A 24,058-nucleotide genomic window follows, 5' to 3' on the forward strand; every position below is an offset into this window, starting at 1 on the left:
AGCAAGGGAGCTTTTCTTTATGATGATTTTGAGCATTCTCGCAACCGTTGTACTGCTCGGAGTGTTGTTCTATCACCGTGTCAGTTTATTCCTGAGTAGCCTGATTCTTCTGGCCTGGACGGCTGCACTTGGCGTCGCTGGCCTGTGGAATATCTGGGTTCTTGTTCCCCTGGCCATCATTTTACTGCCGTTTAACCTGACGCCGATGCGTAAGTCGATGATCTCTGTGCCGGTGTTCAGGGGATTCCGTAAAGTGATGCCGCCGATGTCGCGTACAGAGAAAGAAGCGATTGACGCCGGTACGACCTGGTGGGAAGGCGATCTGTTCCAGGGCAACCCGGACTGGAAAAAGCTTCACAACTATCCACAGCCGCGTCTGACCGCCGAAGAACAGGCCTTTATTGATGGTCCGGTAGAAGAAGCGTGCCGCATGGCAAACGACTTTGCCATCACTCACGAAATGGCCGATCTGCCGCCTGAGCTGTGGGCATATCTGAAAGAGCATCGCTTCTTCGCGATGATCATTAAGAAAGAGTATGGCGGTCTGGAATTCTCCGCTTACGCTCAGGCTCGCGTCCTGCAAAAACTGGCGGGTGTCTCCGGGATCCTGGCGATCACCGTTGGCGTGCCAAACTCCTTAGGCCCGGGCGAGCTGTTACAGCATTACGGTACGGAAGAGCAGAAAGATCACTATCTGCCGCGTCTGGCGCGTGGTCAGGAAATTCCGTGCTTCGCGCTGACCAGCCCGGAAGCCGGTTCTGATGCCGGTGCGATCCCGGATACTGGCGTGGTCTGCATGGGCGAATGGCAGGGCGAACAGGTGCTGGGCATGCGCCTGACCTGGAACAAACGTTATATCACCCTGGCGCCTATCGCCACCGTACTCGGTCTGGCGTTCAAACTTTCTGACCCGGAAAAACTGCTGGGCGGTGAAGAAGATCTGGGCATTACCTGTGCGCTGATCCCAACCTCGACCCCGGGGGTTGAAATTGGTCGTCGTCATTTCCCGCTGAACGTACCGTTCCAGAACGGCCCGACTCGCGGTCAGGATATCTTTGTGCCGATTGACTACATCATCGGTGGACCGAAAATGGCCGGCCAGGGCTGGCGTATGCTGGTGGAATGTCTGTCGGTGGGCCGCGGCATTACCCTGCCGTCGAACTCTACCGGCGGTCTGAAATCGGTGGCGATGGGGATTGGGGCTTACGCGCATATCCGCCGTCAGTTCAAAATTTCCATCGGCAAGATGGAAGGTATCGAAGAGCCGCTGGCGCGCATTGCGGGCAATGCCTACGTGATGGACGCCGCAGCCTCGCTGATTACCTACGGTATTATGCTGGGCGAAAAACCCGCCGTGCTGTCGGCGATTGTGAAGTACCACTGTACCCACCGCGCACAGCAGTCAATTATTGATGCAATGGATATCGCAGGCGGTAAAGGCATTATGCTTGGCGAAGGCAACTTCCTGGCGCGCGGCTATCAGGGCGCACCGATTGCCATCACCGTGGAAGGGGCAAACATCCTGACCCGCAGCATGATGATCTTCGGCCAGGGTGCGATTCGTTGCCATCCGTACGTGCTGGAAGAGATGGCCGCCGCGCAGAATAACGACGTGGATGCCTTCGACAAGCTGCTGTTCAAACATATCGGTCACGTTTGCAGCAATGAAGTTCGCAGCTTCTGGCTCGGCCTGACGCGGGGGCTGACCAGCGCGACGCCGACCCGCGATGCAACCAAACGTTACTACCAACACCTGAACCGTCTGAGCGCTAACCTGGCGCTGCTGTCTGACGTCTCCATGGCCGTTCTGGGCGGAAGCCTGAAGCGTCGCGAACGCATCTCCGCCCGTCTGGGTGATGTGCTGAGCCAGATCTTCCTGGCCTCTGCGGTGCTGAAACGCTACGACGATGAAGGCCGTCAGGAAGCGGATCTGCCGCTGGTGCACTGGGGCGTGCAGGATGCGATGTATCAGGCGGAACAGGCGATTGACGACCTGCTGGCAAACTTCCCGAACCGCTTCGTGGCGGGCGCCCTGCGCGCGGTGATCTTCCCGACCGGTCGTCACCATCTGGCACCGTCTGACAAGCTGGATCATAAAGTGGCGAAGATCCTCCAGGTACCAAGCGCAACCCGTTCCCGTATTGGCCGTGGTCAATACCTGGAACCTACCCCGCATAACCCGGTAGGTTTGCTGGAAGAAGCGCTGCTTGACGTGATGGCCGCCGACCCGATTCACCAGAAGATCTGCAAACAGCTGGGCAAAAACCTGCCGTTTACACGACTGGATGAGCTGGCAAAACAGGCGCTGGCGGGTGGCATCATCGACAACAGCGAAGCTGCGATTCTGGTGAAAGCCGAAGAGAGCCGTCTGCGCAGTATTAACGTGGATGATTTCGAACCAGAAGAGCTGGCGACTCAGCCGGTAAAGCTGCCAGAGAAGCACCGCAAACCTGAAGCGGCATAAGGTATTTTGCTCTCACAAACCCCGCCCCGCGCGGGGTTTTTTATTGCCACATTTTCTGGTAATGACGTGCTACAGTGTCATAAAGTGTTTATTAAGGAGCCTGTATCGTGCCTGGTTTAAAGATTTCTGTTTTGCAGCAACCTTTAGTGTGGATGGACGGCCCCGCCAACCTTCGCCATTTTGATCGCCAGCTGGAAGAGATTACCGGACGCGATGTGATTGTCCTGCCGGAGATGTTCACCACAGGTTTCGCGATGGAGGCAGCAAAACAGTCCATGCCGCAGGACGAGGTGGTGGCCTGGATGCACGCCAGGGCGCAGGAAACAAACGCGCTGATTGCCGGCAGCGTCGCGCTCCAGACCGGGCGCGGACCGGTCAATCGCTTCCTGCTGGTCGAGCCGGAAGGAAACGTCCATTTCTACGATAAGCGCCATCTGTTCCGCATGGCGGATGAACATCAACATTATGAAGCCGGAAACGAACGCGTGGTATTTGAATGGCGCGGCTGGCGTATTCTGCCGCTGGTCTGCTATGACCTGCGCTTCCCGGTGTGGTCGCGCAACCGCAACGATTATGACCTGGCGTTGTACGTCGCCAACTGGCCCGCCCCACGCTCCCTGCACTGGCAGGCTTTACTGACCGCGCGCGCGATTGAAAATCAGGCTTATGTCGTTGGCTGTAACCGCGTAGGAACGGACGGCAACGGGCATCACTATCGCGGTGACAGCCGGGTGATCAGTCCGCAGGGTGAGATTATTGCCACCGCCGAGCCGCATCAGGCGACACGAATTGACGCTGAGATCTCGTTAACGGCGTTAAAGGAGTATCGGGAGAAGTTTCCGGCCTGGCAGGATGCAGATCCATTTAGCATTGGATAAGAAAAAGCCGGGTGGCGGCTGCGCCTTACCCGGCCTACAAATCAGCTCACCAACGCCTGCCCGTCTTTGCGGCTCTCCGTCGCAGCCACGTAGTGCCCTTCCGGCATACGGTAAATCACCTGCGCGCCGCCAAAATTGTAATCCTGAAGCGGATCTTCCACCACTATCTGGTGTCCGCGCTCGCGCAGCGCCGCGATGGTATTGCGATCGAAGGTCGATTCAACAACCACTTCCCTGCCCTGCACCACGCGCCAGCGCGGGGCGTCAATCGCCGCTTGCGGGTTTTGCCCGTGCAGCATAATGCGAAGCGCCATCTGCATGTGCCCCTGCGCCTGCATCGGGCCGCCCATCACGCCGAAGGACATCAGCGGTTTGCCGTTACCGTCCATCGCAAAGCCCGGAATGATGGTGTGGAAAGGACGCTTGCTGCCTGCCAGCGCGTTCGGGTGTTTGGGATCGAGCACAAAGCCGCAGCCGCGGTTTTGCAGGCTGATCCCCGTATCCGGCACCACGATCCCTGAACCGAAGCCCATAAAATTGGACTGGATAAAGGAGATCATCATCCCGCTGGAATCCGCTGCGCTGAGGTAAACCGTCCCACTCTGCGTCGGCGATCCGTACACAAAATCAGAGGCTTTATCGTGATTGATAAGCGCGGCGCGCGACTTCAGATAATGGTCGCTCAGCAGCGCTTTGGCGGCAAACTCCATATGCTCTTCATCCGCAACGTAGCGATCGAGATCCGCCAGCGCCAGCTTCATTGCCTCTATAGACAGGTGCAGCCCCTGCACGGAATCCGGGTGATGTTTCTCGATGCCGCACTGCTCCAGAATGCCGAGCGCAATCAGGGTGGCGATCCCCTGACCGTTTGGCGGCAATTCCTGCACCGAACCGCCCGCGAAGTCGCGCGATAGCAGTTCCACCCAGTCCACACGGTGATTCGCCAGGTCTGCTTCGGTCAGGTGTGCACCATGTGCTTTGGCGAAGGCGGCAATTTTCTGCGCCAGTTCGCCACGGTAAAACGCGTCGCCGTTGGTTTTGGCGATCAGCTCCAGTGAGTTCGCCTGCGCCGGGTTACGGAAGATCTCCCCCACGCGCGGCGCGCGGCCTTCCGGCGCAAAGCAGGCACTAAACCCGGGCTGATCTTTCAGCTTGTTGTAGCCGCGCTGCCAGAGATGGCCGATCAGCGGCGAGACCGGGAAACCGTTACGCGCGTAATCAATGGCTGGCTGCGCGAGCGTGGTCAGCGGCAGCGTGCCAAAACGTTCAGCCAGCGCCACCCAGCCCGACACCGCACCCGGCACGGTCACCGCGTCCCAGCCGATTTCCGGTACGGCGGTTTTTCCGGCAAACAGATCCGCATGCCAGCTGGCTGGCGAACGACCGGACGCATTCAGACCGTGAAGTTTTTCACCGTCCCAGACAATGGCAAAAGCATCGCTGCCGATGCCGTTGCCGGTCGGCTCGACAACGGTCAGCGCCATGGCGGTTGCAATCGCCGCATCAACGGCATTTCCGCCCAGCTGTAGCATCTTCATTCCCGCCTGTGCCGCCAGCGGCTGCGAGGTGGCAACGGCGTTATGGCCCATCATCGGCGGGCGTCGTGAATCGTAACCGGTTGTAAAATCGAGCGTTTTGGTCATCATGACTCCTTAGTCGTGGCGCGGATCGAGCGCATCGCGCAGCCCGTCGCCGAGTAAATTAAAGCCCTGAACGGCAAGGAAAATCGCCACGCCGGGGAAAACCGACATCCACGGCGCCTGTTCGAGAAACCCTTTTGCGGTGTTGAGCATGGAGCCCCAGGATGGGTTCGGCGGCTGTTGGCCTAACCCTAAAAACGAAAGGCTGGCTTCGGCGATAATCGCCGAGGCAATGGCCAGCGTGGCCTGCACCAGGATAGGTGACATCACGTTGGGCAGAACGTATTTAATGATGATCCAGCGGTCCGGCAGGCCAATCGCCCGCGCGCCGTCGATGTACTCTTCGTTGCGAATGGCGATCACCTGGCCGCGCGTCAGGCGGGCGAAGATCGGCATTGCCGAGAGTCCAATAGCGATCATGGCATTCGTCAGGCTTGGGCCTAAGAATGCCCCCAGCGCGATCGCCATGATCAGGAATGGACAGGCCAGCAGTGCCTCAATAAAGCGGGAGATCACCCCGTCCCACATCTTCTGGAAATAACCCGCCACCAGCCCCAGCGGCACGCCGATGACAACCGCGATCGCCACCGACATACAGCCCGCCATCAGCGAGGTTCTCGCCCCCCAGATAATGCGGGACAAGATATCGCGCCCCAGCTCGTCGGTGCCGAACCAGTACATCGCCGATGGCGCTTTGCGCACCGCGAGGAAGTTAGCTTTGACCGGGTCAAATGGCGCGATCCACGGCGCCAGCAGCGCCACCAGCACAAAAAAGCCCACCACAATCGCGCCAATCACCGCACTTTTATTGGCGAGGAATTTTTTCAGCACCCGGTTTTGCGCGCGCGGCAGCGCGGGCGCCACGGTTTGCGTCGTCAGTTCCGCCATGATTAACCTCGCATTTTCGGGTTGATAAGGACGTAGAGCACGTCAGCCAGCAGGTTGAGCATCAGGAAACCGATCGCCACGATCAGCACTACGCCCTGCACCACCGCGTAGTCGCGGTTGAACACCGAGTCGACGATCATTTTGCCGAAGCCCGGAATGGTGAACACCTGCTCGGTCAGCACCGCCCCGCCCAGCAGCTCGCCGAACAGCAACGTGGTGAGGGTGATCACCGGCACCAGCGCATTGCGAAAGGCGTGCTTCAGGATCACCGCTTTCGGCAGCAGCCCCTTAGCGCGCGCGGTGCGGATGTAATCCGCTTTCAGCACCGCAATCATCGACGCGCGGGTATGGCGCATCAGCGTCGCCGCCAGGCCGGTTCCGAGCACGGACGCGGGCAGCAGCAATGTCCGCATGTTCTGGATCGGATCTTCACTGAACGACACATAACCGGACGCAGGCAACCATTGCAGGTTTACTGAAAAGACCAGAATCAGCAGGATCCCCAGCCAGAAGTGCGGTATTGAGATCCCCGAGATCGCCACAAAGTTCGCCCCGTGATCGACCCAGCTGTTTTTGTTCACCGCCGCGAGGATCCCCATGCTGATACCAAACACCAGCGCGATAATCATCGCCAGCAGCGACAGTTCCAGCGTGACCGGCAGCTTGCTGGCAATCAGTTGCGTGACCGGCTCATGAGTGCGTAAGGAGACACCCAGATCGCCTTGCAGCGCCCGCGTCAGCCAGTTGAAATACTGCACGGGGATCGGCGCGTCCAGATTCAGCTCAGCACGCAGCTGGGCGATCACCGCCGGATCGCGCTCCTCCCCGGCCATGGCAATCAGCGGATCGCCAGGCAGCAGCTTTTGCAGGCCAAACACCATCATGCTCACCAACAGCAGAGTGGGTATAGCCAGCAGCAGACGTTTGCAAATCAGTTCCAGCATGGGTTCTCCTCAGGAGGTTTATTTCGCCAGCGTTAAGCCAGCCAGACGCACAATGCCGTCCGGGTACGCTTTAAAGCCCTGCACGCGCTTGTTCAGGCCAAAAATGCGCGGTTCGAAGTAAAGGTATGCAATCGGCATATCGGTCTGAAGCTGCTTCACAACCTTGTCATACAGCGGCTGGCGAGCGGCCTGATCGGTGCTCTGGCGCGCCTGCGTCAGCCATTCATCCACCTGAGCATTGCTGTAGCGGCCGTCGTTGAGGGTGCCTTTGCTGTTGATAAAGCCGTAGATGCTGCCATCTGGATCCGGGCGACCCGACCAGCCGGAGAAGCTCAACTGGTAGTCACCGCTCTGCTGGCGATCCAGCAGCGTGGCGAACTCGGTCATTTGCAGGTTCAGGTTAAAGCCCGCCTCTGCCACCATCGCCTGCAATACCTGGCCCACCTGCTGCGAGGTTGGGTTGTTCGGCACCAGTAGATTGACGGTCAGCGGTGCGGTGACGCCTGCGGCTTTCAGCAGCGCTTTGGCTTTGTCGACGTCACGCGGGGGAACCGGGAAATTGACGTGATACGGGCTTACCGGCGAAAACGCCTGGTTTGCCGGAGTGTAAAGCCCTTCGAACACTACCTGGTTTAAAGCATCGCGATCGATGGCCTGGGAAAATGCTTCACGCACGCGGGCATCTTTGAAGGGATCGTTCGCCGGGACTTTGCCATTGTTAATATTGAAGGTGATGCCCTGGTATCCGAGGCCCGTCACCTTCGCCAGCGCCAGCTTGCTGTCGGCTTCGACGGTTTTGACGTCGCTGGCGGCAATGCCTTCGGTCAGGTCGAGATCGCCCGCGCGCAGGTTCGCCAGGCGCACGGAGGCATCCGGGATCGGCAGATAGATAATTTTATCGAAGTGATAGGCGTCTTTGTTCCAGTAGTTGTCGAAGCGGGTCAGCACAATGCGGTCCTGCGACACGCGGCTGTCGAATTTATACGGGCCGGAACAGACCGGATGGGCGGCAAAATCGGCTTTTTTCGCGGCTTCCGGCGCCATCATTGCGCCTGCGCGATCGGTGAGCTGCATCAGAAGTGCGGCATCCGGCGTTTTCAGGTGCAGGGCTATCTGCATCGGGCCGGTGACCTCCACCGACTCAACAGAAGAGAGTTCACTTTTACGCAGAGAGCCTTTTAGCGTCAGGGCCCGGTCGAGGTTGTATTTCGCGGCGGCGGCATCGAATTTTTCACCGTCGTGGAAGGCCACGCCTTCACGGAGATCCAGGGTCAGCGTTTTGCCGTCATCGCTCCACGCCCAGGATTTCGCCAGTCCCGGCACCACCTTGAGGTGCTCGTCCACGTCCACCAGCCGGTCACACAGGGAGGCAAAGACGAAGCGGCCATAATAGGTACGCGCCAGATGTGGGTCCAGCATGTCCGGATCTGCACCCAGGCCGATTCGCAGCACGCTTTCAGAATGGGCGGGCAGCGCCGCGCCAAGCAACATAACACTTCCCAGTACGGTCAAAAGAGAATTACGCATTGTCATTATCATGAGTTCCTTGAAGGAAGGGAGGAGTGAGTAGCCGCGTGTTCAAACAGCGCGCGGCGGCGCAAAAATGCGGCGGATGGCGGTGCGATCTGTATAACGCTGCGATCGCGATTAATCTCCTGCCAGCGGTGGCAGGCGACCTGACGTCCGCCGTCGATTACCTGATGAATCGGCTCAACCTGACGACATTCATCGCTAACATAGGGGCAACGGGTGTGGAAACGGCAGCCGGAGGGCGGATTAGCCGGGTTCGGTAAATCACCCTGCAACAGCGGCGCATCCCGCGCTACGCCTGGCTGCATTTGCGGCGCAGAGGCAATTAATGCCTGGGTATAAGGATGCAGCGGCGCGTCGAAGATATCGTCGACGGTGGCCAGCTCGACGATTTGCCCAAGATACATCACCGCCACGCGGTCGCTCATATGACGGATAACCGCCAGACCGTGGGCGACGATCACCATCGTTAGCCCCAACTGGTGCTTCAGGCTTTCCAGTAAATTGACCACCTGTGCCTGGACGGAAACATCCAGTGCGGAAACCGGTTCATCGCCCAGCAGCAGCTTTGGGCCTGACGCCAGCGCGCGCGCAATGCCGATACGCTGACGCTGCCCGCCGGAAAATTCGTGCGGATAACGTCCGGCCCAGGCCGCGGGCAAGCCGACCGTCCTGAGCAGCTCGGCGACGTGGTACTGGCGATCCGCTTTTTTCATGTTCTGGTGCAGCCACAGCGGCTCACCGACAATCTGTTCTACCGTCATGCGCGGGTTCAGCGAGGCGAAGGGATCCTGAAAGATGATCTGTAGCTCACGCCGGAGCTGGTTCAGACGTGCGCCTGAGGCGTGGGTGATCTCCTCACCCTGATAAAATACGCGCCCTTCGCTGGCGCCCAGCAGGCGCAGCAGCAGCCGGCCGAGGGTGGATTTCCCGGAACCTGATTCGCCGACAATAGCCAGCGTTTCGCCTGGCAGCACCGACAGTGAAACGCGGTCAACAGCCGTGACAAAGCGGGCCGGCGTAAACAGTTTTTTCGGGCTGGGGAAAAGCTTGCTCAGATCCCGGGCTTCAAGAATGGGCGTGGTCATGCAATTTCTCCCAGGACAATGTGTTGTTCCAGCGGCACGCGGAAGCAGGCAACCTGATGACCCGTGCCGAGCATAGTGAGCGGTGGTTTTTCAGCATGACAGCGCGTCTGCGCGAAGGGACACCGGGTGGCGAAGCGGCAGCCCTGAGGCATAGATTCCGGCAGCGGGACCGATCCGGGAATGGTGGAAAGCTGGCCCTTGCGTACGCCAAGGGAGGGGATCGAGCCCATCAGGCCAATTGTGTACGGGTGCTGCGGGTCGGCAAATATCGCCTCGACGCTTCCCTGCTCTACTACCTGGCCGGCATACATCACCGCCACCTGCTGTGCCACTTCGGCCACCACGCCTAAATCGTGGGTGATCATCAGCACCGCCGTGCCCGTTTCTTCTTTTAAGGTATTGAGCAGAGCGAGAATTTGCGCCTGAATGGTCACGTCCAGAGCGGTAGTGGGTTCGTCAGCGATCAGTAATTTGGGATGGTTTATCAGCGCCATCGCAATCATCACGCGCTGGCGCATACCGCCGGAAAGCTGATGCGGGTAAGCCTTAAGGCGCATCTCTGCGGCCGGGATCTGCACCTTCTCCAGGATCTGTAGCGCAACCGTCATCGCCTCAGCCCGGGAGAGCGTTTGATGGCGCATCACCGCTTCACTGAGCTGATCGCCAAGCGTGAAAGCCGGGTTGAGCGAGGTCATGGGCTCCTGGAATATCATCGCCAGCTCGCTGCCGCGCAGATTGGCATACTCGCGCGGCGAGAGCTTGCGCAGATCGTGGCGGCGGAAGTGCATCTCCCCGCTGACGATCCTGGCGCTGGCAGGCAATAACCCCATCAGCGCCAGGGAAGTGATGCTTTTACCACAGCCGGACTCGCCCACCAGCGCCAGCGTTTCGCCCGCCCTTACCGTCAGCGAGATGTCTTCGAGCACGCTTACCGGCGAGCCCGCGAATTTAACGTTGAGGTTTTGCAGCCGCAGTACGGGCATGGAGTCCTTAAAGGGTATCGTCGTCATAGCGTGGAATCGTCCTCAAGGTGGATGGCCTGAATCAGGGCGGTTTGCAGGCTGAGCAGGTGTTCGCGCATGGCGGCCGCAGCTTCATTAGGCTGGCGATGAATAATCGCTGACATGATGTTGTGATGGTGGTCGTTGTAGTTGTCGACACGTTCGGGGGTGCGGGCAAGCTCGCGTAAATACTGCCAGCCGGGCTCCCGGCGGACGGCATCTATCGCATCGAAAAGCCCTAGCATCAGGCGGTTGCCGGCTGCTTCCGCAATGGCGCGATGAAAGGCGCTATCCCACAGTTCGTTAAGATCGCGGTCATCCGGGCTGACCTTGTCAATGCGTTCCAGCATGCGCTGCATGAGCGCGAGGTTTTCCCTGGTGGCACGCAGTGCCGCAAGTCGGGCTAAGCCGGGTTCGAGCTGTAGTCGAGCTTCCATGACTTCCAGCAGGTTGGTTTGCTGAACCAATCCCTGAAGCGCCAACGGCTCAACAGGGGCAGCCGGACCAATGAAGGTACCTTTGCCCTGCTTGCGCCAGATCCGCCCTTCTTCTTCCAGCACGTCCAGCGCGCGACGCACTTCGCGTCGTCCTACGCCGAGTGTTTCCGATAGCTCACGTTCAGTGGGCAGCGGAGTGCCTGGTGTTGACTCGTGCTGGTTGATAAGCCCGCGCAACTGGTCAAGCGCGGTGCTGGAATTTGCTAAAACCCGTGAAGGTTTTTCCATATTGGTTCGCTCGCTTTCATCATGACTTTATTTTCATTAACGATAAGTTATTGATATGACGAACTACTTATCGTGCTAATGATTAAGCAATAAGCGAACCAATAGCGTATTGGTTCATGAGTTTTCTGAAGAATGACAGGTAACTGAATGATTTCTTATGAATTATTTTTACATAATTATTACATATCAACATGAGGGCAGAAGGTGAGATGGAGACATAATGCACAATAACAGTGCAAATTACGCACCAATAATGTGCATTTGTTAATAAATTGCACTTTGTTTATTAAATCTTTGTTAATGAAAATAGAATGAGAATAGGTGAGTTTTTAGGGGGTATAAAACGACGAAAGCCTGAATCATTTCTGATTCAGGCTTTCTGAATAGTGGCGGAACGGACGGGACTCGAACCCGCGACCCCCTGCGTGACAGGCAGGTATTCTAACCGACTGAACTACCGCTCCACTGTTCCCGTTTGGGGAACGAGGCGAATATTACGGTTTGCCTCTGAACTCGTCAACGCTTTTTCTCAGGTTTTGAATCGTTTGCTGCAAAAATCACCCAAACGGCGATTTAACAAACGTTTCCGCCTTTTTTCATCCACGCCACAGACAGCTTCCGCCCTTCTTCTGCACTAAATCGAGGCGAGATTCGTGGTTCATTAGCTCTTCATCACTGGCTAAAACAACCCGCAGGCGATTAGCCTGGCGCACGACACGCTGAATGCCGCCTTTATCCCGCGTCTGCTGGGATTCATTTTCCATACTGAATTTTATCGACGTTTGCCCGCCGGTCATGGTCAGGTATACATCGGCCAGGATCTGGGCATCGAGCAATGCGCCGTGCAGGGTACGCTTGGTGTTGTCTATCTCATAGCGAGAGCACAGGGCATCAAGGCTGTTACGCTTGCCGGGGAACATCTTCCTTGCCAGCGCCAGGCTATCCGTGACTTTACAGAACGTATTGGTCTTTGGAATATCGCGGTTGAGCTTGCTGAACTCATAGTCCATAAAGCCGATATCGAACGACGCGTTATGAATGACAAGTTCCGCACCTCTGATGTAGTCGAGAAATTCATCCGCGACATCGGCGAAGGTGGGCTTATCCAGCAAAAACTCATCGGCAATCCCGTGAACGCCGAACGCTTCCGGATCCACCAGCCGATCGGGTTTGAGGTAAACGTGGAAGTTGTTGCCCGTAAGACGACGGTTCACTACTTCAACGGCACCAATCTCAATGATTTTGTGCCCTTCGTAGTGGGCGCCAATCTGGTTCATACCGGTGGTTTCGGTATCAAGAACAATCTGGCGAGTAATTGCAGTGCTCATAGCGGTCATTTATGTCAGACTTATCGTTTTACTGAACGTTTCAAATACAGGAAGTCTACCAGAGATGCGTAAACAGGTAGAAATTTTCACCGATGGATCTTGTCTCGGTAACCCAGGGCCCGGTGGTTATGGCGCCATTATGCGTTATCGTGAGCATGAAAAAACCTTTAGTGAAGGCTATTTTCTCACCACCAACAACCGCATGGAGCTGATGGCGGCCATCGTGGCGCTGGAAGCCTTAAAAGAACATTGTGACGTGGTGCTGAGTACCGACAGCCAGTATGTTCGCCAGGGCATTACCCAATGGATCCACAACTGGAAAAAGCGCGGCTGGAAAACGGCAGAGAAAAAACCCGTCAAGAATGTCGATCTCTGGAAGCGTCTTGATGCCGCCCTCGGTCAGCACGAAATCAAATGGGAGTGGGTAAAGGGGCACGCCGGTCACCCTGAAAACGAACGCTGTGACGAGCTGGCTCGCGCGGCGGCATCAAACCCAACCCATGAGGATGCAGGTTATCAACCTGAATCCTGATCACGGTTTTTTGTACTGCCGCGTGGCACCCACGGTCTGGCGGATCCGCGTTTTTGATTTGCTTTGCTTCATTGGGTTGAGCGTAAGTGGGATCGTCCTCTTACGCGCGACAATAAATTGCATGCAGCCCAGCGCGGGTAAATGGGTACTTAATAAGACCCCGCCTTTACGCGTCCAGGGGATGACCTGAAAACCCCCGTAGCTCAGCACTTCGAAATTTAACAGTGAAAGCCAGTCCAGCTGGCGCATCATGGTAAACATCCTGCTGTTATATGGCGGCGTGCGGCGCAGAACGGGCGTCAGTTTACGTAGCCCGATCAGACTCAGCGGATTAAAACCGCTCAGGATCAGCCAGCCGTCATCAATCAAAACGCGGTCGGCTTCCCGCAGCAGACGATGGGGATCGCTGCACCAGGGCAGCGTGTGAGCGAGCAGACAGGCATCAATGGATTTTTCCGCAAACGGCAAATGCAGCGGATCAGCCTTCACCTGAACCGGGGAGCCATTAAGCGATACGCTAACCTGATGCGAGATAGCGCAGCTTTCGGTATTGATTTCTGCGCTCAGATTGCCAATCTTAAGCAGGTGAAAACCATACATTTTCGCGAGCCAGGGTTTAAGCTGAAGTTCTAAGGCCTCGCGATAATATTCACCCCAGGGCAACTCTGCCCAACGTTCCGGTGGTGCGACAGTCTGAGGTATCCTTGCCGGTTTCATCAAAACACCCGCCACGCTATAAGAGGTAATGCATGAATCTTATCAGTATTTCCGCCTTTCAGGACAATTACATCTGGGTTTTAGTCGATGACGATCGCAGATGCATCATTGTTGATCCCGGCGAATCCGTACCGATCCTGCACGCGATAGAAGAAAACGACTGGCAGCCTGAAGCGATCCTCCTTACCCATCACCATCACGATCATGTCGGCGGTGTTCCCGATCTCCTTGCGCGCTATCCCCATATTCCCGTCTACGGACCAGCAGAGACACAGGATAAGGGTACGACGCAAGTTGTCGAAGAAGGCGAAAGTATCTTCATACTCGGGTGCGAGTTTTCCGTATTTGCTACGCCAGGTCACACTTCCGGCCATCTCTGTTTCTACAGCAAACCTTATCTTTTTTGTGGCGACACGCTGTTTTCCGGCGGCTGTGGAAGGCTGTTTGAAGGCACGCCAGAACAGATGTATCAATCTTTACAAAAAATTAATGATCTGCCAGCCGACACCGTAATTTGTTGCGCACATGAGTATACATTAGGGAATATGAAGTTTGCTGCAAGCGTACTACCAGAGGATCGGGCGATTCAGGATTATTACCAGAAAGTGAAGGAGTTACGTGCAAAAAACCAAAAAACACTCCCCGTAATTCTGAAAAATGAGCGACAAATAAATTTATTTTTAAGAACGAATGACGTTGATTTAATTAATAAAATTAATCAAGAAACAAATTTGTTACAACCTGAAGCGCGATTTGCATGGTTAAGGTCAAAGAAAGATAACTTCAGATAATTGCGGGTTGCCTTTTCAAAATTTCGCCGTTATCATCGCTCGTCTTTTAAGCAACTATTGACACACACATGAAGGCAAAAGCGATATTACTCGCCTCTGTCCTGCTTGTAGGTTGCCAGTCACAAAACGGCAGCAACGTACAACAGCACGCACAGAGCCTTTCTGCGGCTGGTCAAGGGGAAGCAGGGAAGTTTACGAGTCAGGCGCGATGGTTGGACGATGGGACATCCTTCGCGCAGGAACAAGACTTGTGGGCCTCTATTGGCGACGAGCTAAAGATGGGAATTCCGGAAAACAGCCGGATTCGCGAACAGAAACAGAAGTATTTGAGAAATAAGAGCTATCTCCACGATGTAACATTACGGGCAGAGCCGTATATGTACTGGATAGCAGGGCAAGTTAAGAAACGTAACATGCCTATGGAACTGGTACTACTACCCATAGTGGAGAGCGCTTTTGACCCGCACGCGACGTCTGGCGCCAATGCAGCAGGCATCTGGCAGATCATTCCGAGCACAGGGCGAAATTATGGTTTAAAGCAGACCCGCAACTACGATGCGCGTCGTGATGTTGTCGCTTCAACGACAGCCGCTCTCGACATGATGCAACGTCTGAACAAGATGTTTGACGGCGACTGGTTATTGACTGTCGCGGCGTATAACAGTGGTGAAGGTCGTGTACTGAAGGCAATGAAAGCGAATAAAGCGCGTGGAAAATCCACAGACTTCTGGTCGCTCTCACTGCCACAGGAAACAAAGATTTACGTACCGAAAATGCTGGCACTGAGTGACATTCTCAAGAACAGCAAACGTTACGGTGTACAACTGCCAACACCAGACGAAAGTCGTGCACTGGCGCGTGTCCGCCTCAGCAGCCCTGTTGATATTCAACAGGTTGCTGATATGACGGGTATGTCGGTAAGTAAGCTTAAAACCTTTAATGCAGGTGTTAAAGGCTCCACGCTGGGTGCAAGCGGCCCGCGCTATGTGATGGTTCCGCAGAAACACGCGGAGCAGTTACGTGAGTCTTTAGCTTCGGGTGAAATTGCAGCCGTTCAGTCTACGCTGATTGCTGATACGTCGCCTGTAAGCAGCCGCAGCTATAAGGTGCGTTCAGGTGATACGCTTTCAGGTATTGCATCACGTCTTGGCGTGAATACGAAAGATCTCCAGCAGTGGAATAATCTGCGCGGATCCGGTCTGAAAGTGGGTCAAACGCTGACCGTAGGTGCAGGTAGCAGCGCACAGCGTCTCGCTAAAAACAGCGATAGCATTACCTATCGCGTACGTAAAGGCGACTCGCTGTCCAGTATTGCTAAGCGTCACGGCGTAAACATCAAAGATGTGATGCGCTGGAACAACGATACTGACAACCTGCAACCTGGCGACCAGCTGACGTTGTTTGTGAAAAACAGCGCTACGCCAGATTCCTGATAGTACGATCGCTTATTAAAAAGGCACCGATTCCCCTCGGTGCCTTTTTTGTTTATCCCGCTTTTTGCGCTTCAGCCATAATGGTGTCGCTGGTAAACGAACCATCGTCATGCAATTCAAAGTACGCCTTGACATCAGCAGAGGCACTCTCCTGATACAATCGGATCGCCTGAGTTAATGCCTCCGGTGTGCGCATCCGTGCAATCCATGACGTGAACTCCAGCGACAAACGGTCGGTTATCAATGAGCGTGAAATCAAGCCAGCTTCGGTGATAAACGTAAGCCACTCTCCACTGGAGTAGTTTTGCACGTGCGAGGTATCACGCAGCGCTTCAACCGTCTGGAGCCAGATATTCCGTACCGGATGCCCGGGAGACATCACGTCCATGATGATGAATATTCCACCCGGTTTGAGCACGCGTTTCACTTCCCGTAATGCCTGCCCCACATCATGCCAGTGGTGTGCAGAGTAACGGCTAATCACAGCCTCAAAGGATGCATCCTCAAAGGGTAAAGATTCAGCGTAGCCCTGTCGCGTCGTGACGTTATTCAGCCCTTTCGCTTTCGCCGCTTCAGCAACCACATCCAGCATCTGGCTCGATAAGTCATACGCCGTCACCTGAGCAACCTGCTGTGCGGCGGTAAAACTGGCATGCCCCGCCCCGCAGCCTAAGTCCAGCACGTGCGCGTCAGGAAACGCGGCGAGCCGTTCGCCGAGACGTACCAGATCGCGGCCAGAGGCATGTACGGCACTGCTCAGGTAGGCACTTGCCTGAGAACCAAACTGTTTTTCGACGTTGTCATGATGGGAGTGTGTTGTTGTCATGTTGCTGTCCTTTTATGGGTTAAAAAATAAAGGGCAGCACCCGCACAGGCCTGCCCCACGGCAGACCTGACGCACCATTATTTATCAGGTTTGCCGGGACTGAATTCGACTAGTAGAGGATTATGATCGGAGGCGCGCGTCACCAGAACGGAGGCGTCGTGCACGCTTAAACCCCGATAGAAGACAAAATCGAGAGGACGACCAAACGCTTTCTTGCGCTGGTCATCGTTAAAACGAACTTCACGCAGCGACATTTCACGCGCGAAGCGGTACAACGCGTTCATACGCGGACGGCTCCAGGCATTGAAGTCCCCGGCCATAATGATCGGCCCACTGTGATGAGCAATCTGATCGCCGATGGGAAGTAACTGCTTACTGTACACATCAACACCCAGGCTGAAGTTCACCGCATGAATGTTTACCACCATCAGCAGGCGGGTGTCGGGCAACGGATAGACCGTGACCAGCGCTGATTTTGCCAGACGCAGGATCGGCTCACGTTCACGCAGCGGGCAGCAATAGACCGGATGTGCGGCTGAAAGGGTCATCACCCCGGAAGGATGCTGTGGCAGAACAAAGGCAGGCACCTGATCGGCTGCAAGATAGTTCGTCGTTGCAAACCTGACCAGTTCAGGCGTGGTTTGCGCCTCCTGTAACAGAACCAGATGCGCATCTTTACCAAAATTTTGAAGTACGGATAACCACTCCGCACGCTGTTGCTTAAAGATGTTCCACACCAGTACGCGAATTTTTTCGTCACTGCTTAATGGAGTGCCCGCTGGTAATGCCTGGCTAAGGCTCGCAAACGACCCCGGAGGCAAGATCCTCTCCGCAGGCATTCCGGCAACATAACGCATGGCATAGGTATTTTTTCGCACTTTTGGAAACGGCCTCTGTAACATGAACCAGCCCGGAAAACGGACTGGTTCTAATGTTATAGGGATTTTAGGTCACACTTTCAACGCAATTACTGAGAAACCGCTTTCCAGTTTTGTAAGCAAGCACTTACTGATACTTATCCAAGTGCGACGCGAGCGGGTTTATCAAGCCGTCCACTGAGACCAATAAGGAGGAAAGCGATAAGCACAATTACCGCACCAATCCATGGCGTTTGGGTTAATCCAACATGTTCAACCACCTGCCCACCGATAACCGAACCGAGTGCGATACCGATATTAAATGCGGCGATATTCAGCCCAGATGCGACATCCACCGCATTAGGCGTATAACGTTCGGCTTTCTGCACAACATATACCTGCAATCCCGGCACGTTACCAAAAGCGAATATCCCCATAACCAACACCGTTACCAGCGCGGCGTATTGCATCGATGCGGTGAACTGGAAAATCATCAGCAGGGCAACCAGGGCGGCGAAGATGAATTTCAGCGCCGGTACCGCACCATGCTTATCCGCAAGCTTGCCGCCCCAGATATTGCCGATTGCGACGGAGATACCGTAGCCCAGTAAAATCCAGCTCACCGCGCCCGGAGAAAAACCAGCCAGTTCCTGCATCATCGGTGCAAGGAAGGTGAAGGCAGTGAACACACCTCCATAACCCAGGGCCGTAACGGCATAGATCAGCAGCAGGCGCGGGTGTGTCAGAACTTTAACCTGATCGCTCAGGCTGACGCTCGCGCGCCCCGGAATACTGGAGGGCACCAGCAGCAGGCTGGCTACCAGAGCAATCACGCCCAACAGCGATACCGCGAGGAAGGTTTCACGCCAGCCAAAATGTTGTCCGATAAACGTTCCTAACGGCACGCCGGTGACCAGCGCGACGGTTAAGCCACCAAACATAATCGCAATGGCTGACGCCGCTTTCTCTTTTGGCACCAGACTGGTTGCAATCGTGGAACCGATGGAGAAGAAGACACCGTGCGCGAGGCCTGTCAGCAGGCGGGCAATGACCAGCGTGGAGTAATCCGGTGACTGCCACGCCAGAATATTGCCGGCGGTGAAGAGCACCATCAGGGCAACTAACAGTTGTTTACGTGGAAAGCGTCCAGTCAGTGCGGTCAGCACAGGCGCCCCAACAGCGACGCCTAACGCGTAAATAGATACCAGCAGCCCGGCAGAAGGCAGCGAGATAGCGAGTTGTTCAGCAATGGTAGGAACAAGTCCTACAATAACAAATTCGGTCGTGCCAATTGCGAAGGCACTGATCGTCAGGGCAAGAAGCGCCAGTGGCATAAAATACTCCGTCTCTTCAGGATTAAGATGACAGGCAGTATGCGCCAGTGTTTAAATAACAAAAATGGTTAGAATCTCAATAGAATTTTGCAGGTGATGCAATAATGAAAGCCACATCGGAAGAACTGACTGTCTTCGTTGCCGTTGTTGAAAGCGGCAGCTTCAGCCGTGCTGCCGAACAGCTCGGACAGGCGAACTCCGCCATCAGCCGCTCGCTGAAAAAGCTGGAGATGAAGCTCGGGGTGAGTCTGCTCAACAGAACAACGCGGCAGCTCAGCCTGACGGAAGAAGGTGAACGTTATTTTCGACGCGTGCAGTCCGTTTTGCAGGAGATGGCGGCAGCAGAAACGGAAATCATGGAATCACGCAGCACGCCGCGTGGGCTGCTGCGCATAGATGCGGCGACGCCGGTCGTGCTGCATTTCCTGATGCCGTTGATTAAACCCTTCCGCGAACGCTACCCGGAGATGACCCTGTCTCTGGTCTCTTCTGAGACGTTTATTAACCTGATTGAGCGTAAAGTTGATGTGGCGATCCGCGCGGGAACCCTGACGGATTCAAGTTTACGCGCTCGCCCTCTGTTCACCAGCTACCGCAAAATTATCGCGTCACCGCAATATATTGCAGAGCATGGCAAACCTGAGACCGTTGAGGAGCTGAAGCAGCACCTGTGCCTGGGCTTTACGGAACCTGTCTCGCTGAACACCTGGCCCGTGGCCTGTCATGACGGACAACTTCATGAGATCACCTGCGGACTTTCGTCTAATAGCGGGGAAACGCTGAAACAGCTATGTCTTGAAGGAAACGGGATCGCCTGTTTATCAGACTATATGATTGATAAGGAAATTGCCGCGGGCCAGCTAGTTGAGCTAATGGCTGACAAACGCTTACCTGTAGAGATGCCTTTTAGCGCGGTGTATTACAGTGACAGAGCAGTAAGTACGCGCATACGCGCATTTATCGACTTCCTTAGTGAGCATATAAAAACAGCTCCCGGAGGAGCTGTATGAGGGTTTAAAGGCACAGAGGGAGGGTTTTTACTAATCCCAGTTAGGTGCTAACCCTTCGGGACTGACCAGACGATCGTTGCATTCCAGTGCAGCGATCGCTTTTTTATCTTCATCATCGAGCTGGAGATCCCACGCTAACAGGTTACTTGCCAGGTTTTCACGTTTGGTTGAAGACGGGATCACGGCATATCCTTCACCTATCGCCCATGCCAGGATCACCTGTGCAGCTGTTGCATTGTGTTTTTCAGCGATGCGTGCAATCACTTCATCTTTCAGGGCCTTACCATATGCCAGCGTCATGTACGAGGTGATGTGAATGCCATGCTGTTTCGCCCAGTCCACAACTTTGCGGTTTTGCAGGTAAGGAGAGAGTTCAATCTGGTTAGTAGCAATATTCTCTTTACCCACTGCGGCAATGGCTTTTTCCATCAATGGGATAGTGAAATTCGAGATACCAATTTCACGCGTCAAGCCTTGCTCTTTTGCTTCCAGCAGCGCCTGCATGAACTCCTCTACAGAGACGGCATCGCCAGGTGATGGCCAGTGGATCAGCGTCAGATCAATATAATCAGTACGCAGCTTTTTCAGACTTTCCTTCAGGCTTAGGATCAGTTTGTCTTTGCTGAGGTTCTCAATCCAGATTTTGGTGGTGATGAAAAGCTCATGGCGCGGTACGCCGCTCTCCTCGATAGCCTGACCTACGGCAGCTTCGTTGTCATAAATCTGCGCCGTATCAATAGCGCGATAGCCCAACTCGAGTGCGGTTTTAACAGATGCGATAACAACGTCGTCCTTCAGGCGAAAAGTGCCCAGACCCAGTGCAGGGATAGTCATATCATTCCTCAATCGTTATGTTCGTAAACTGAGGAGGATTATCGCTGTGGTTGTTATGTCGAAAAAGATCGTAAAATGCAGAGGATTTTTGCTAATTTCGCAATAGTAAAACGACAGATAAGAAAAAAGCCCTGAGCGTTAGCTCAGGGCTTTTAATAAGTGGCGGAACGGACGGGACTCGAACCCGCGACCCCCTGCGTGACAGGCAGGTATTCTAACCGACTGAACTACCGCTCCACCGAATACTTCTGTAACCACCGGATTAATGCACCGGCTTACTACTTAATTTGATGCCTGGCAGTTCCCTACTCTCACATGGGGAGACCCCACACTACCATCGGCGCTACGGCGTTTCACTTCTGAGTTCGGCATGGGGTCAGGTGGGACCACCGCGCTAAAGCCGCCAGGCAAATTCTGTTAATCTGTATCAGGCTGAAAATCGTGTCTGTCTCTTCGCCAAAACAGCTTCGGCGTTGTAAGGTTAAGCCTCACGGTTCATTAGTATCGGTTAGCTCAACGCATCGCTGCGCTTACACACCCGACCTATCAACGTCGTCGTCTTCAACGTTCCTTCAGGAGACTTAAAGTCTCAGGGAGAACTCATCTCGGGGCAAGTTTCGTGCTTAGATGCTTTCAGCACTTATCTTTTCCGCATTTAGCTACCGGGCAGTGCCATTGGCATGACAACCCGAACACCAGTGATGCGTCCACTCCGGTCCTCTCGTACTAGGAGCAGCCCCCCTCAATTCTCCAGCGCCCACGGCAGATAGGGACCGAACTGTCTCACGACGTTCTAAACCCAGCTCGCGTACCACTTTAAATGGCGAACAGCCATACCCTTGGGACCTACTTCAGCCCCAGGATGTGATGAGCCGACATCGAGGTGCCAAACACCGCCGTCGATATGAACTCTTGGGCGGTATCAGCCTGTTATCCCCGGAGTACCTTTTATCCGTTGAGCGATGGCCCTTCCATTCAGAACCACCGGATCACTATGACCTGCTTTCGCACCTGCTCGCGCCGTCACGCTCGCAGTCAAGCTGGCTTATGCCATTGCACTAACCTCCTGATGTCCGACCAGGATTAGCCAACCTTCGTGCTCCTCCGTTACTCTTTGGGAGGAGACCGCCCCAGTCAAACTACCCACCAGACACTGTCCGCAACCCGGATCACGGGTCTACGTTAGAACACCAGCCATTAAAGGGTGGTATTTCAAGGTTGGCTCCACGCAGACTGGCGTCCACGCTTCAAAGCCTCCCACCTATCCTACACATCAAGGACCAGTGTTCAGTGTCAAGCTATAGTAAAGGTTCACGGGGTCTTTCCGTCTTGCCGCGGGTACACTGCATCTTCACAGCGAGTTCAATTTCACTGAGTCTCGGGTGGAGACAGCCTGGCCATCATTACGCCATTCGTGCAGGTCGGAACTTACCCGACAAGGAATTTCGCTACCTTAGGACCGTTATAGTTACGGCCGCCGTTTACCGGGGCTTCGATCAAGAGCTTCGCGTTGCCGCTAACCCCATCAATTAACCTTCCGGCACCGGGCAGGCGTCACACCGTATACGTCCACTTTCGTGTTTGCACAGTGCTGTGTTTTTAATAAACAGTTGCAGCCAGCTGGTATCTTCGACTGATTTCAGCTCCGTCCGCAGGGACTTCACCTACATATCAGCGTGCCTTCTCCCGAAGTTACGGCACCATTTTGCCTAGTTCCTTCACCCGAGTTCTCTCAAGCGCCTTGGTATTCTCTACCTGACCACCTGTGTCGGTTTGGGGTACGATTTCGTGTTACCTGATGCTTAGAGGCTTTTCCTGGAAGCAGGGCATTTATCACTTCAGCACCGTAGTGCCTCGTCATCACACCTCAGCGTTAACAAGGTACCGGATTTACCTGGAACCTCCGCCTACATGCTTAAACCGGGACAACCGTCGCCCGGCTGACATAGCCTTCTCCGTCCCCCCTTCGCAGTAACACCAAGTACAGGAATATTAACCTGTTTCCCATCGACTACGCCTTTCGGCCTCGCCTTAGGGGTCGACTCACCCTGCCCCGATTAACGTTGGACAGGAACCCTTGGTCTTCCGGCGAGCGGGCTTTTCACCCGCTTTATCGTTACTTATGTCAGCATTCGCACTTCTGATACCTCCAGCACCCCTCACAGGACACCTTCAACGGCTTACAGAACGCTCCCCTACCCAACAACGCATAAGCGTCGCTGCCGCAGCTTCGGTGCATGGTTTAGCCCCGTTACATCTTCCGCGCAGGCCGACTCGACCAGTGAGCTATTACGCTTTCTTTAAATGATGGCTGCTTCTAAGCCAACATCCTGGCTGTCTGTGCCTTCCCACATCGTTTCCCACTTAACCATGACTTTGGGACCTTAGCTGGCGGTCTGGGTTGTTTCCCTCTTCACGACGGACGTTAGCACCCGCCGTGTGTCTCCCGTGATAACATTCTTCGGTATTCGTAGTTTGCATCGGGTTGGTAAGCCGGGATGGCCCCCTAGCCGAAACAGTGCTCTACCCCCGAAGATGAGTTCACGAGGCGCTACCTAAATAGCTTTCGGGGAGAACCAGCTATCTCCCGGTTTGATTGGCCTTTCACCCCCAGCCACAGGTCATCCGCTAATTTTTCAACATTAGTCGGTTCGGTCCTCCAGTTAGTGTTACCCAACCTTCAACCTGCCCATGGCTAGATCACCGGGTTTCGGGTCTATACCCTGCAACTTAACGCCCAGTTAAGACTCGGTTTCCCTTCGGCTCCCCTATACGGTTAACCTTGCTACAGAATATAAGTCGCTGACCCATTATACAAAAGGTACGCAGTCACCCCATAAAGAGGCTCCCACTGCTTGTACGTACACGGTTTCAGGTTCTTTTTCACTCCCCTCGCCGGGGTTCTTTTCGCCTTTCCCTCACGGTACTGGTTCACTATCGGTCAGTCAGGAGTATTTAGCCTTGGAGGATGGTCCCCCCATATTCAGACAGGATACCACGTGTCCCGCCCTACTCTTCGAGTTCACAGCAAGTGTGCTTTCGTGTACGGGACTATCACCCTGTACCGTCGGACTTTCCAGACCGTTCCACTAACACACAAGCTGATTCAGACTCCGGGCTGCTCCCCGTTCGCTCGCCGCTACTGGGGGAATCTCGGTTGATTTCTTTTCCTCGGGGTACTTAGATGTTTCAGTTCCCCCGGTTCGCCTCGTTAACCTATGTATTCAGTTAACGATAG

19 protein-coding genes, 2 tRNA genes and 2 rRNA genes are annotated in these 24,058 nt (G+C 54.9%); 6 read left to right on the forward strand and 17 right to left on the reverse strand.

Annotation, left to right across the window (positions count from 1 at the left end; translation table 11 throughout):
- Nucleotides 1–19: 19 nt before the first annotated feature.
- Nucleotides 20–2,464 (forward strand): acyl-CoA dehydrogenase FadE, encoded by a 2,445-nt coding sequence (gene fadE, locus SK51_RS22445; RefSeq protein WP_023305485.1) that lies wholly within the window; start codon nucleotides 20–22, stop codon nucleotides 2,462–2,464.
- A gap of 107 nt (nucleotides 2,465–2,571) precedes the next feature.
- Nucleotides 2,572–3,342 carry an amidohydrolase gene (locus SK51_RS22450; RefSeq protein ID WP_023305484.1) on the forward strand — a complete coding sequence of 257 codons (771 nt, stop codon included), beginning with the start codon at nucleotides 2,572–2,574 and terminating at the stop codon, nucleotides 3,340–3,342.
- Nucleotides 3,343–3,383: 41 nt separating this feature from the next.
- Here SK51_RS22450 and SK51_RS22455 read toward each other — a convergent pair whose 3' ends face one another.
- From SK51_RS22455 to dnaQ, 9 genes are all read right to left on the reverse strand, one after another.
- Entirely contained in the window at nucleotides 3,384–4,985 is a 1,602-nt protein-coding gene (locus SK51_RS22455) for a gamma-glutamyltransferase family protein (protein ID WP_023305483.1), read from the reverse strand.
- A gap of 9 nt (nucleotides 4,986–4,994) precedes the next feature.
- On the reverse strand, nucleotides 4,995–5,870 hold the full coding sequence (locus SK51_RS22460) for an ABC transporter permease (protein ID WP_022647137.1): 876 nt from the start codon (nucleotides 5,868–5,870) through the stop codon (nucleotides 4,995–4,997).
- A 2-nt stretch (nucleotides 5,871–5,872) separates the two neighbouring features.
- Nucleotides 5,873–6,814 (reverse strand): ABC transporter permease, encoded by a 942-nt coding sequence (locus SK51_RS22465; protein WP_023305482.1) that lies wholly within the window; start codon nucleotides 6,812–6,814, stop codon nucleotides 5,873–5,875.
- Nucleotides 6,815–6,832: 18 nt separating this feature from the next.
- Nucleotides 6,833–8,347, reverse strand: coding sequence for an ABC transporter substrate-binding protein (locus SK51_RS22470; protein WP_022647135.1), 1,515 nt, complete (start codon nucleotides 8,345–8,347; stop codon nucleotides 6,833–6,835).
- A 2-nt stretch (nucleotides 8,348–8,349) separates the two neighbouring features.
- Nucleotides 8,350–9,432, reverse strand: a complete 1,083-nt coding sequence (locus SK51_RS22475) for an ABC transporter ATP-binding protein (RefSeq protein ID WP_023305481.1) — start codon at nucleotides 9,430–9,432, stop codon at nucleotides 8,350–8,352.
- Nucleotides 9,429–10,442, reverse strand: coding sequence for an ABC transporter ATP-binding protein (locus SK51_RS22480; protein ID WP_023305480.1), 1,014 nt, complete (start codon nucleotides 10,440–10,442; stop codon nucleotides 9,429–9,431). The genes SK51_RS22475 and SK51_RS22480 overlap by 4 nt, the downstream gene beginning before the upstream one ends.
- Nucleotides 10,439–11,158 (reverse strand): FadR/GntR family transcriptional regulator, encoded by a 720-nt coding sequence (locus SK51_RS22485; RefSeq protein WP_023299382.1) that lies wholly within the window; start codon nucleotides 11,156–11,158, stop codon nucleotides 10,439–10,441. The genes SK51_RS22480 and SK51_RS22485 overlap by 4 nt, the downstream gene beginning before the upstream one ends.
- Nucleotides 11,159–11,545: 387 nt before the next feature.
- Nucleotides 11,546–11,622: transfer RNA gene (locus tag SK51_RS22490), tRNA-Asp, on the reverse strand.
- A 132-nt stretch (nucleotides 11,623–11,754) separates the two neighbouring features.
- Nucleotides 11,755–12,486: a DNA polymerase III subunit epsilon gene (dnaQ, locus tag SK51_RS22495; RefSeq protein WP_075551289.1), complete on the reverse strand. Its 732-nt coding sequence runs from the start codon at nucleotides 12,484–12,486 to the stop codon at nucleotides 11,755–11,757.
- Here dnaQ and rnhA point away from each other — a divergent pair.
- On the forward strand, nucleotides 12,440–13,018 hold the full coding sequence (gene rnhA, locus SK51_RS22500) for a ribonuclease HI (RefSeq protein ID WP_162196835.1): 579 nt from the start codon (nucleotides 12,440–12,442) through the stop codon (nucleotides 13,016–13,018). The two genes, dnaQ and rnhA, sit on opposite strands and share 47 nt — an antisense overlap.
- On the opposite strand, the gene SK51_RS22505 is transcribed toward rnhA, so the two are convergent.
- Entirely contained in the window at nucleotides 13,019–13,735 is a 717-nt protein-coding gene (locus tag SK51_RS22505) for a class I SAM-dependent methyltransferase (protein ID WP_023305478.1), read from the reverse strand.
- Between the two features lie 32 nt (nucleotides 13,736–13,767).
- Here SK51_RS22505 and gloB point away from each other — a divergent pair, with 32 nt between their 5' ends.
- Nucleotides 13,768–14,526, forward strand: coding sequence for a hydroxyacylglutathione hydrolase (gene gloB, locus SK51_RS22510; RefSeq protein WP_023305477.1), 759 nt, complete (start codon nucleotides 13,768–13,770; stop codon nucleotides 14,524–14,526).
- Nucleotides 14,527–14,594: 68 nt separating this feature from the next.
- Entirely contained in the window at nucleotides 14,595–15,959 is a 1,365-nt protein-coding gene (gene mltD / locus SK51_RS22515) for a murein transglycosylase D (protein ID WP_022647128.1), read from the forward strand.
- Nucleotides 15,960–16,011: 52 nt separating this feature from the next.
- Here the strand turns inward: mltD and SK51_RS22520 are convergent, their stop codons facing one another.
- The 3 genes from SK51_RS22520 to SK51_RS22530 all read right to left on the reverse strand — a co-directional run bounded on the left by SK51_RS22520 (nucleotide 16,012) and on the right by SK51_RS22530 (nucleotide 18,976).
- The gene (locus tag SK51_RS22520; protein WP_023299379.1) at nucleotides 16,012–16,785 is read right to left on the reverse strand and encodes a class I SAM-dependent methyltransferase; all 774 of its coding nucleotides are present in this window, start codon (nucleotides 16,783–16,785) and stop codon (nucleotides 16,012–16,014) included.
- Nucleotides 16,786–16,862: 77 nt separating this feature from the next.
- Nucleotides 16,863–17,663, reverse strand: coding sequence for an endonuclease/exonuclease/phosphatase family protein (locus SK51_RS22525; RefSeq protein WP_032621812.1), 801 nt, complete (start codon nucleotides 17,661–17,663; stop codon nucleotides 16,863–16,865).
- Nucleotides 17,664–17,800: 137 nt separating this feature from the next.
- Nucleotides 17,801–18,976, reverse strand: coding sequence for an MFS transporter (locus SK51_RS22530; protein ID WP_023305476.1), 1,176 nt, complete (start codon nucleotides 18,974–18,976; stop codon nucleotides 17,801–17,803).
- A gap of 104 nt (nucleotides 18,977–19,080) precedes the next feature.
- Here SK51_RS22530 and yafC point away from each other — a divergent pair, with 104 nt between their 5' ends.
- A complete protein-coding gene (gene yafC / locus SK51_RS22535; RefSeq protein ID WP_023305475.1) occupies nucleotides 19,081–19,986 on the forward strand; it encodes a DNA-binding transcriptional regulator YafC in 906 nt (301 codons plus the stop codon).
- 30 nt (nucleotides 19,987–20,016) lie between these two features.
- Here yafC and dkgB read toward each other — a convergent pair whose 3' ends face one another.
- From dkgB to SK51_RS22555, 4 genes are all read right to left on the reverse strand, one after another.
- A complete protein-coding gene (gene dkgB, locus SK51_RS22540; RefSeq protein ID WP_023305474.1) occupies nucleotides 20,017–20,820 on the reverse strand; it encodes a 2,5-didehydrogluconate reductase DkgB in 804 nt (267 codons plus the stop codon).
- 160 nt (nucleotides 20,821–20,980) lie between these two features.
- A tRNA-Asp gene (locus SK51_RS22545) sits at nucleotides 20,981–21,057 on the reverse strand.
- 55 nt (nucleotides 21,058–21,112) lie between these two features.
- Nucleotides 21,113–21,228: ribosomal RNA gene (rrf, locus tag SK51_RS22550) — 5S ribosomal RNA — on the reverse strand.
- 69 nt (nucleotides 21,229–21,297) lie between these two features.
- A 23S ribosomal RNA gene (locus SK51_RS22555) occupies nucleotides 21,298–24,058 on the reverse strand; the annotation flags it as partial.

The sequence above is a fragment of the Enterobacter sp. MGH85 genome (genome assembly GCF_001037655.1).
Taxonomy (GTDB): domain Bacteria; phylum Pseudomonadota; class Gammaproteobacteria; order Enterobacterales; family Enterobacteriaceae; genus Enterobacter; species Enterobacter intestinihominis.

What these genes read in the sequence shown, in the direction of transcription:
- fadE (WP_023305485.1), top strand. Translation starts at nt 20, where the DNA reads ATGATGATTTTGAGCATTCTCGCAACCGTTGTACTGCTCGGAGTGTTG.
- SK51_RS22455 (WP_023305483.1), bottom strand. Translation starts at nt 4,985, where the DNA reads ATGACCAAAACGCTCGATTTTACAACCGGTTACGATTCACGACGCCCG.
- SK51_RS22460 (WP_022647137.1), bottom strand. Translation starts at nt 5,870, where the DNA reads ATGGCGGAACTGACGACGCAAACCGTGGCGCCCGCGCTGCCGCGCGCG.
- SK51_RS22465 (WP_023305482.1), bottom strand. Translation starts at nt 6,814, where the DNA reads ATGCTGGAACTGATTTGCAAACGTCTGCTGCTGGCTATACCCACTCTG.
- SK51_RS22470 (WP_022647135.1), bottom strand. Translation starts at nt 8,347, where the DNA reads ATGACAATGCGTAATTCTCTTTTGACCGTACTGGGAAGTGTTATGTTG.
- SK51_RS22475 (WP_023305481.1), bottom strand. Translation starts at nt 9,432, where the DNA reads ATGACCACGCCCATTCTTGAAGCCCGGGATCTGAGCAAGCTTTTCCCC.
- SK51_RS22480 (WP_023305480.1), bottom strand. Translation starts at nt 10,442, where the DNA reads ATGACGACGATACCCTTTAAGGACTCCATGCCCGTACTGCGGCTGCAA.
- SK51_RS22485 (WP_023299382.1), bottom strand. Translation starts at nt 11,158, where the DNA reads ATGGAAAAACCTTCACGGGTTTTAGCAAATTCCAGCACCGCGCTTGAC.
- dnaQ (WP_075551289.1), bottom strand. Translation starts at nt 12,486, where the DNA reads ATGAGCACTGCAATTACTCGCCAGATTGTTCTTGATACCGAAACCACC.
- SK51_RS22505 (WP_023305478.1), bottom strand. Translation starts at nt 13,735, where the DNA reads ATGAAACCGGCAAGGATACCTCAGACTGTCGCACCACCGGAACGTTGG.
- gloB (WP_023305477.1), top strand. Translation starts at nt 13,768, where the DNA reads ATGAATCTTATCAGTATTTCCGCCTTTCAGGACAATTACATCTGGGTT.
- mltD (WP_022647128.1), top strand. Translation starts at nt 14,595, where the DNA reads ATGAAGGCAAAAGCGATATTACTCGCCTCTGTCCTGCTTGTAGGTTGC.
- SK51_RS22520 (WP_023299379.1), bottom strand. Translation starts at nt 16,785, where the DNA reads ATGACAACAACACACTCCCATCATGACAACGTCGAAAAACAGTTTGGT.
- SK51_RS22530 (WP_023305476.1), bottom strand. Translation starts at nt 18,976, where the DNA reads ATGCCACTGGCGCTTCTTGCCCTGACGATCAGTGCCTTCGCAATTGGC.
- yafC (WP_023305475.1), top strand. Translation starts at nt 19,081, where the DNA reads ATGAAAGCCACATCGGAAGAACTGACTGTCTTCGTTGCCGTTGTTGAA.
- dkgB (WP_023305474.1), bottom strand. Translation starts at nt 20,820, where the DNA reads ATGACTATCCCTGCACTGGGTCTGGGCACTTTTCGCCTGAAGGACGAC.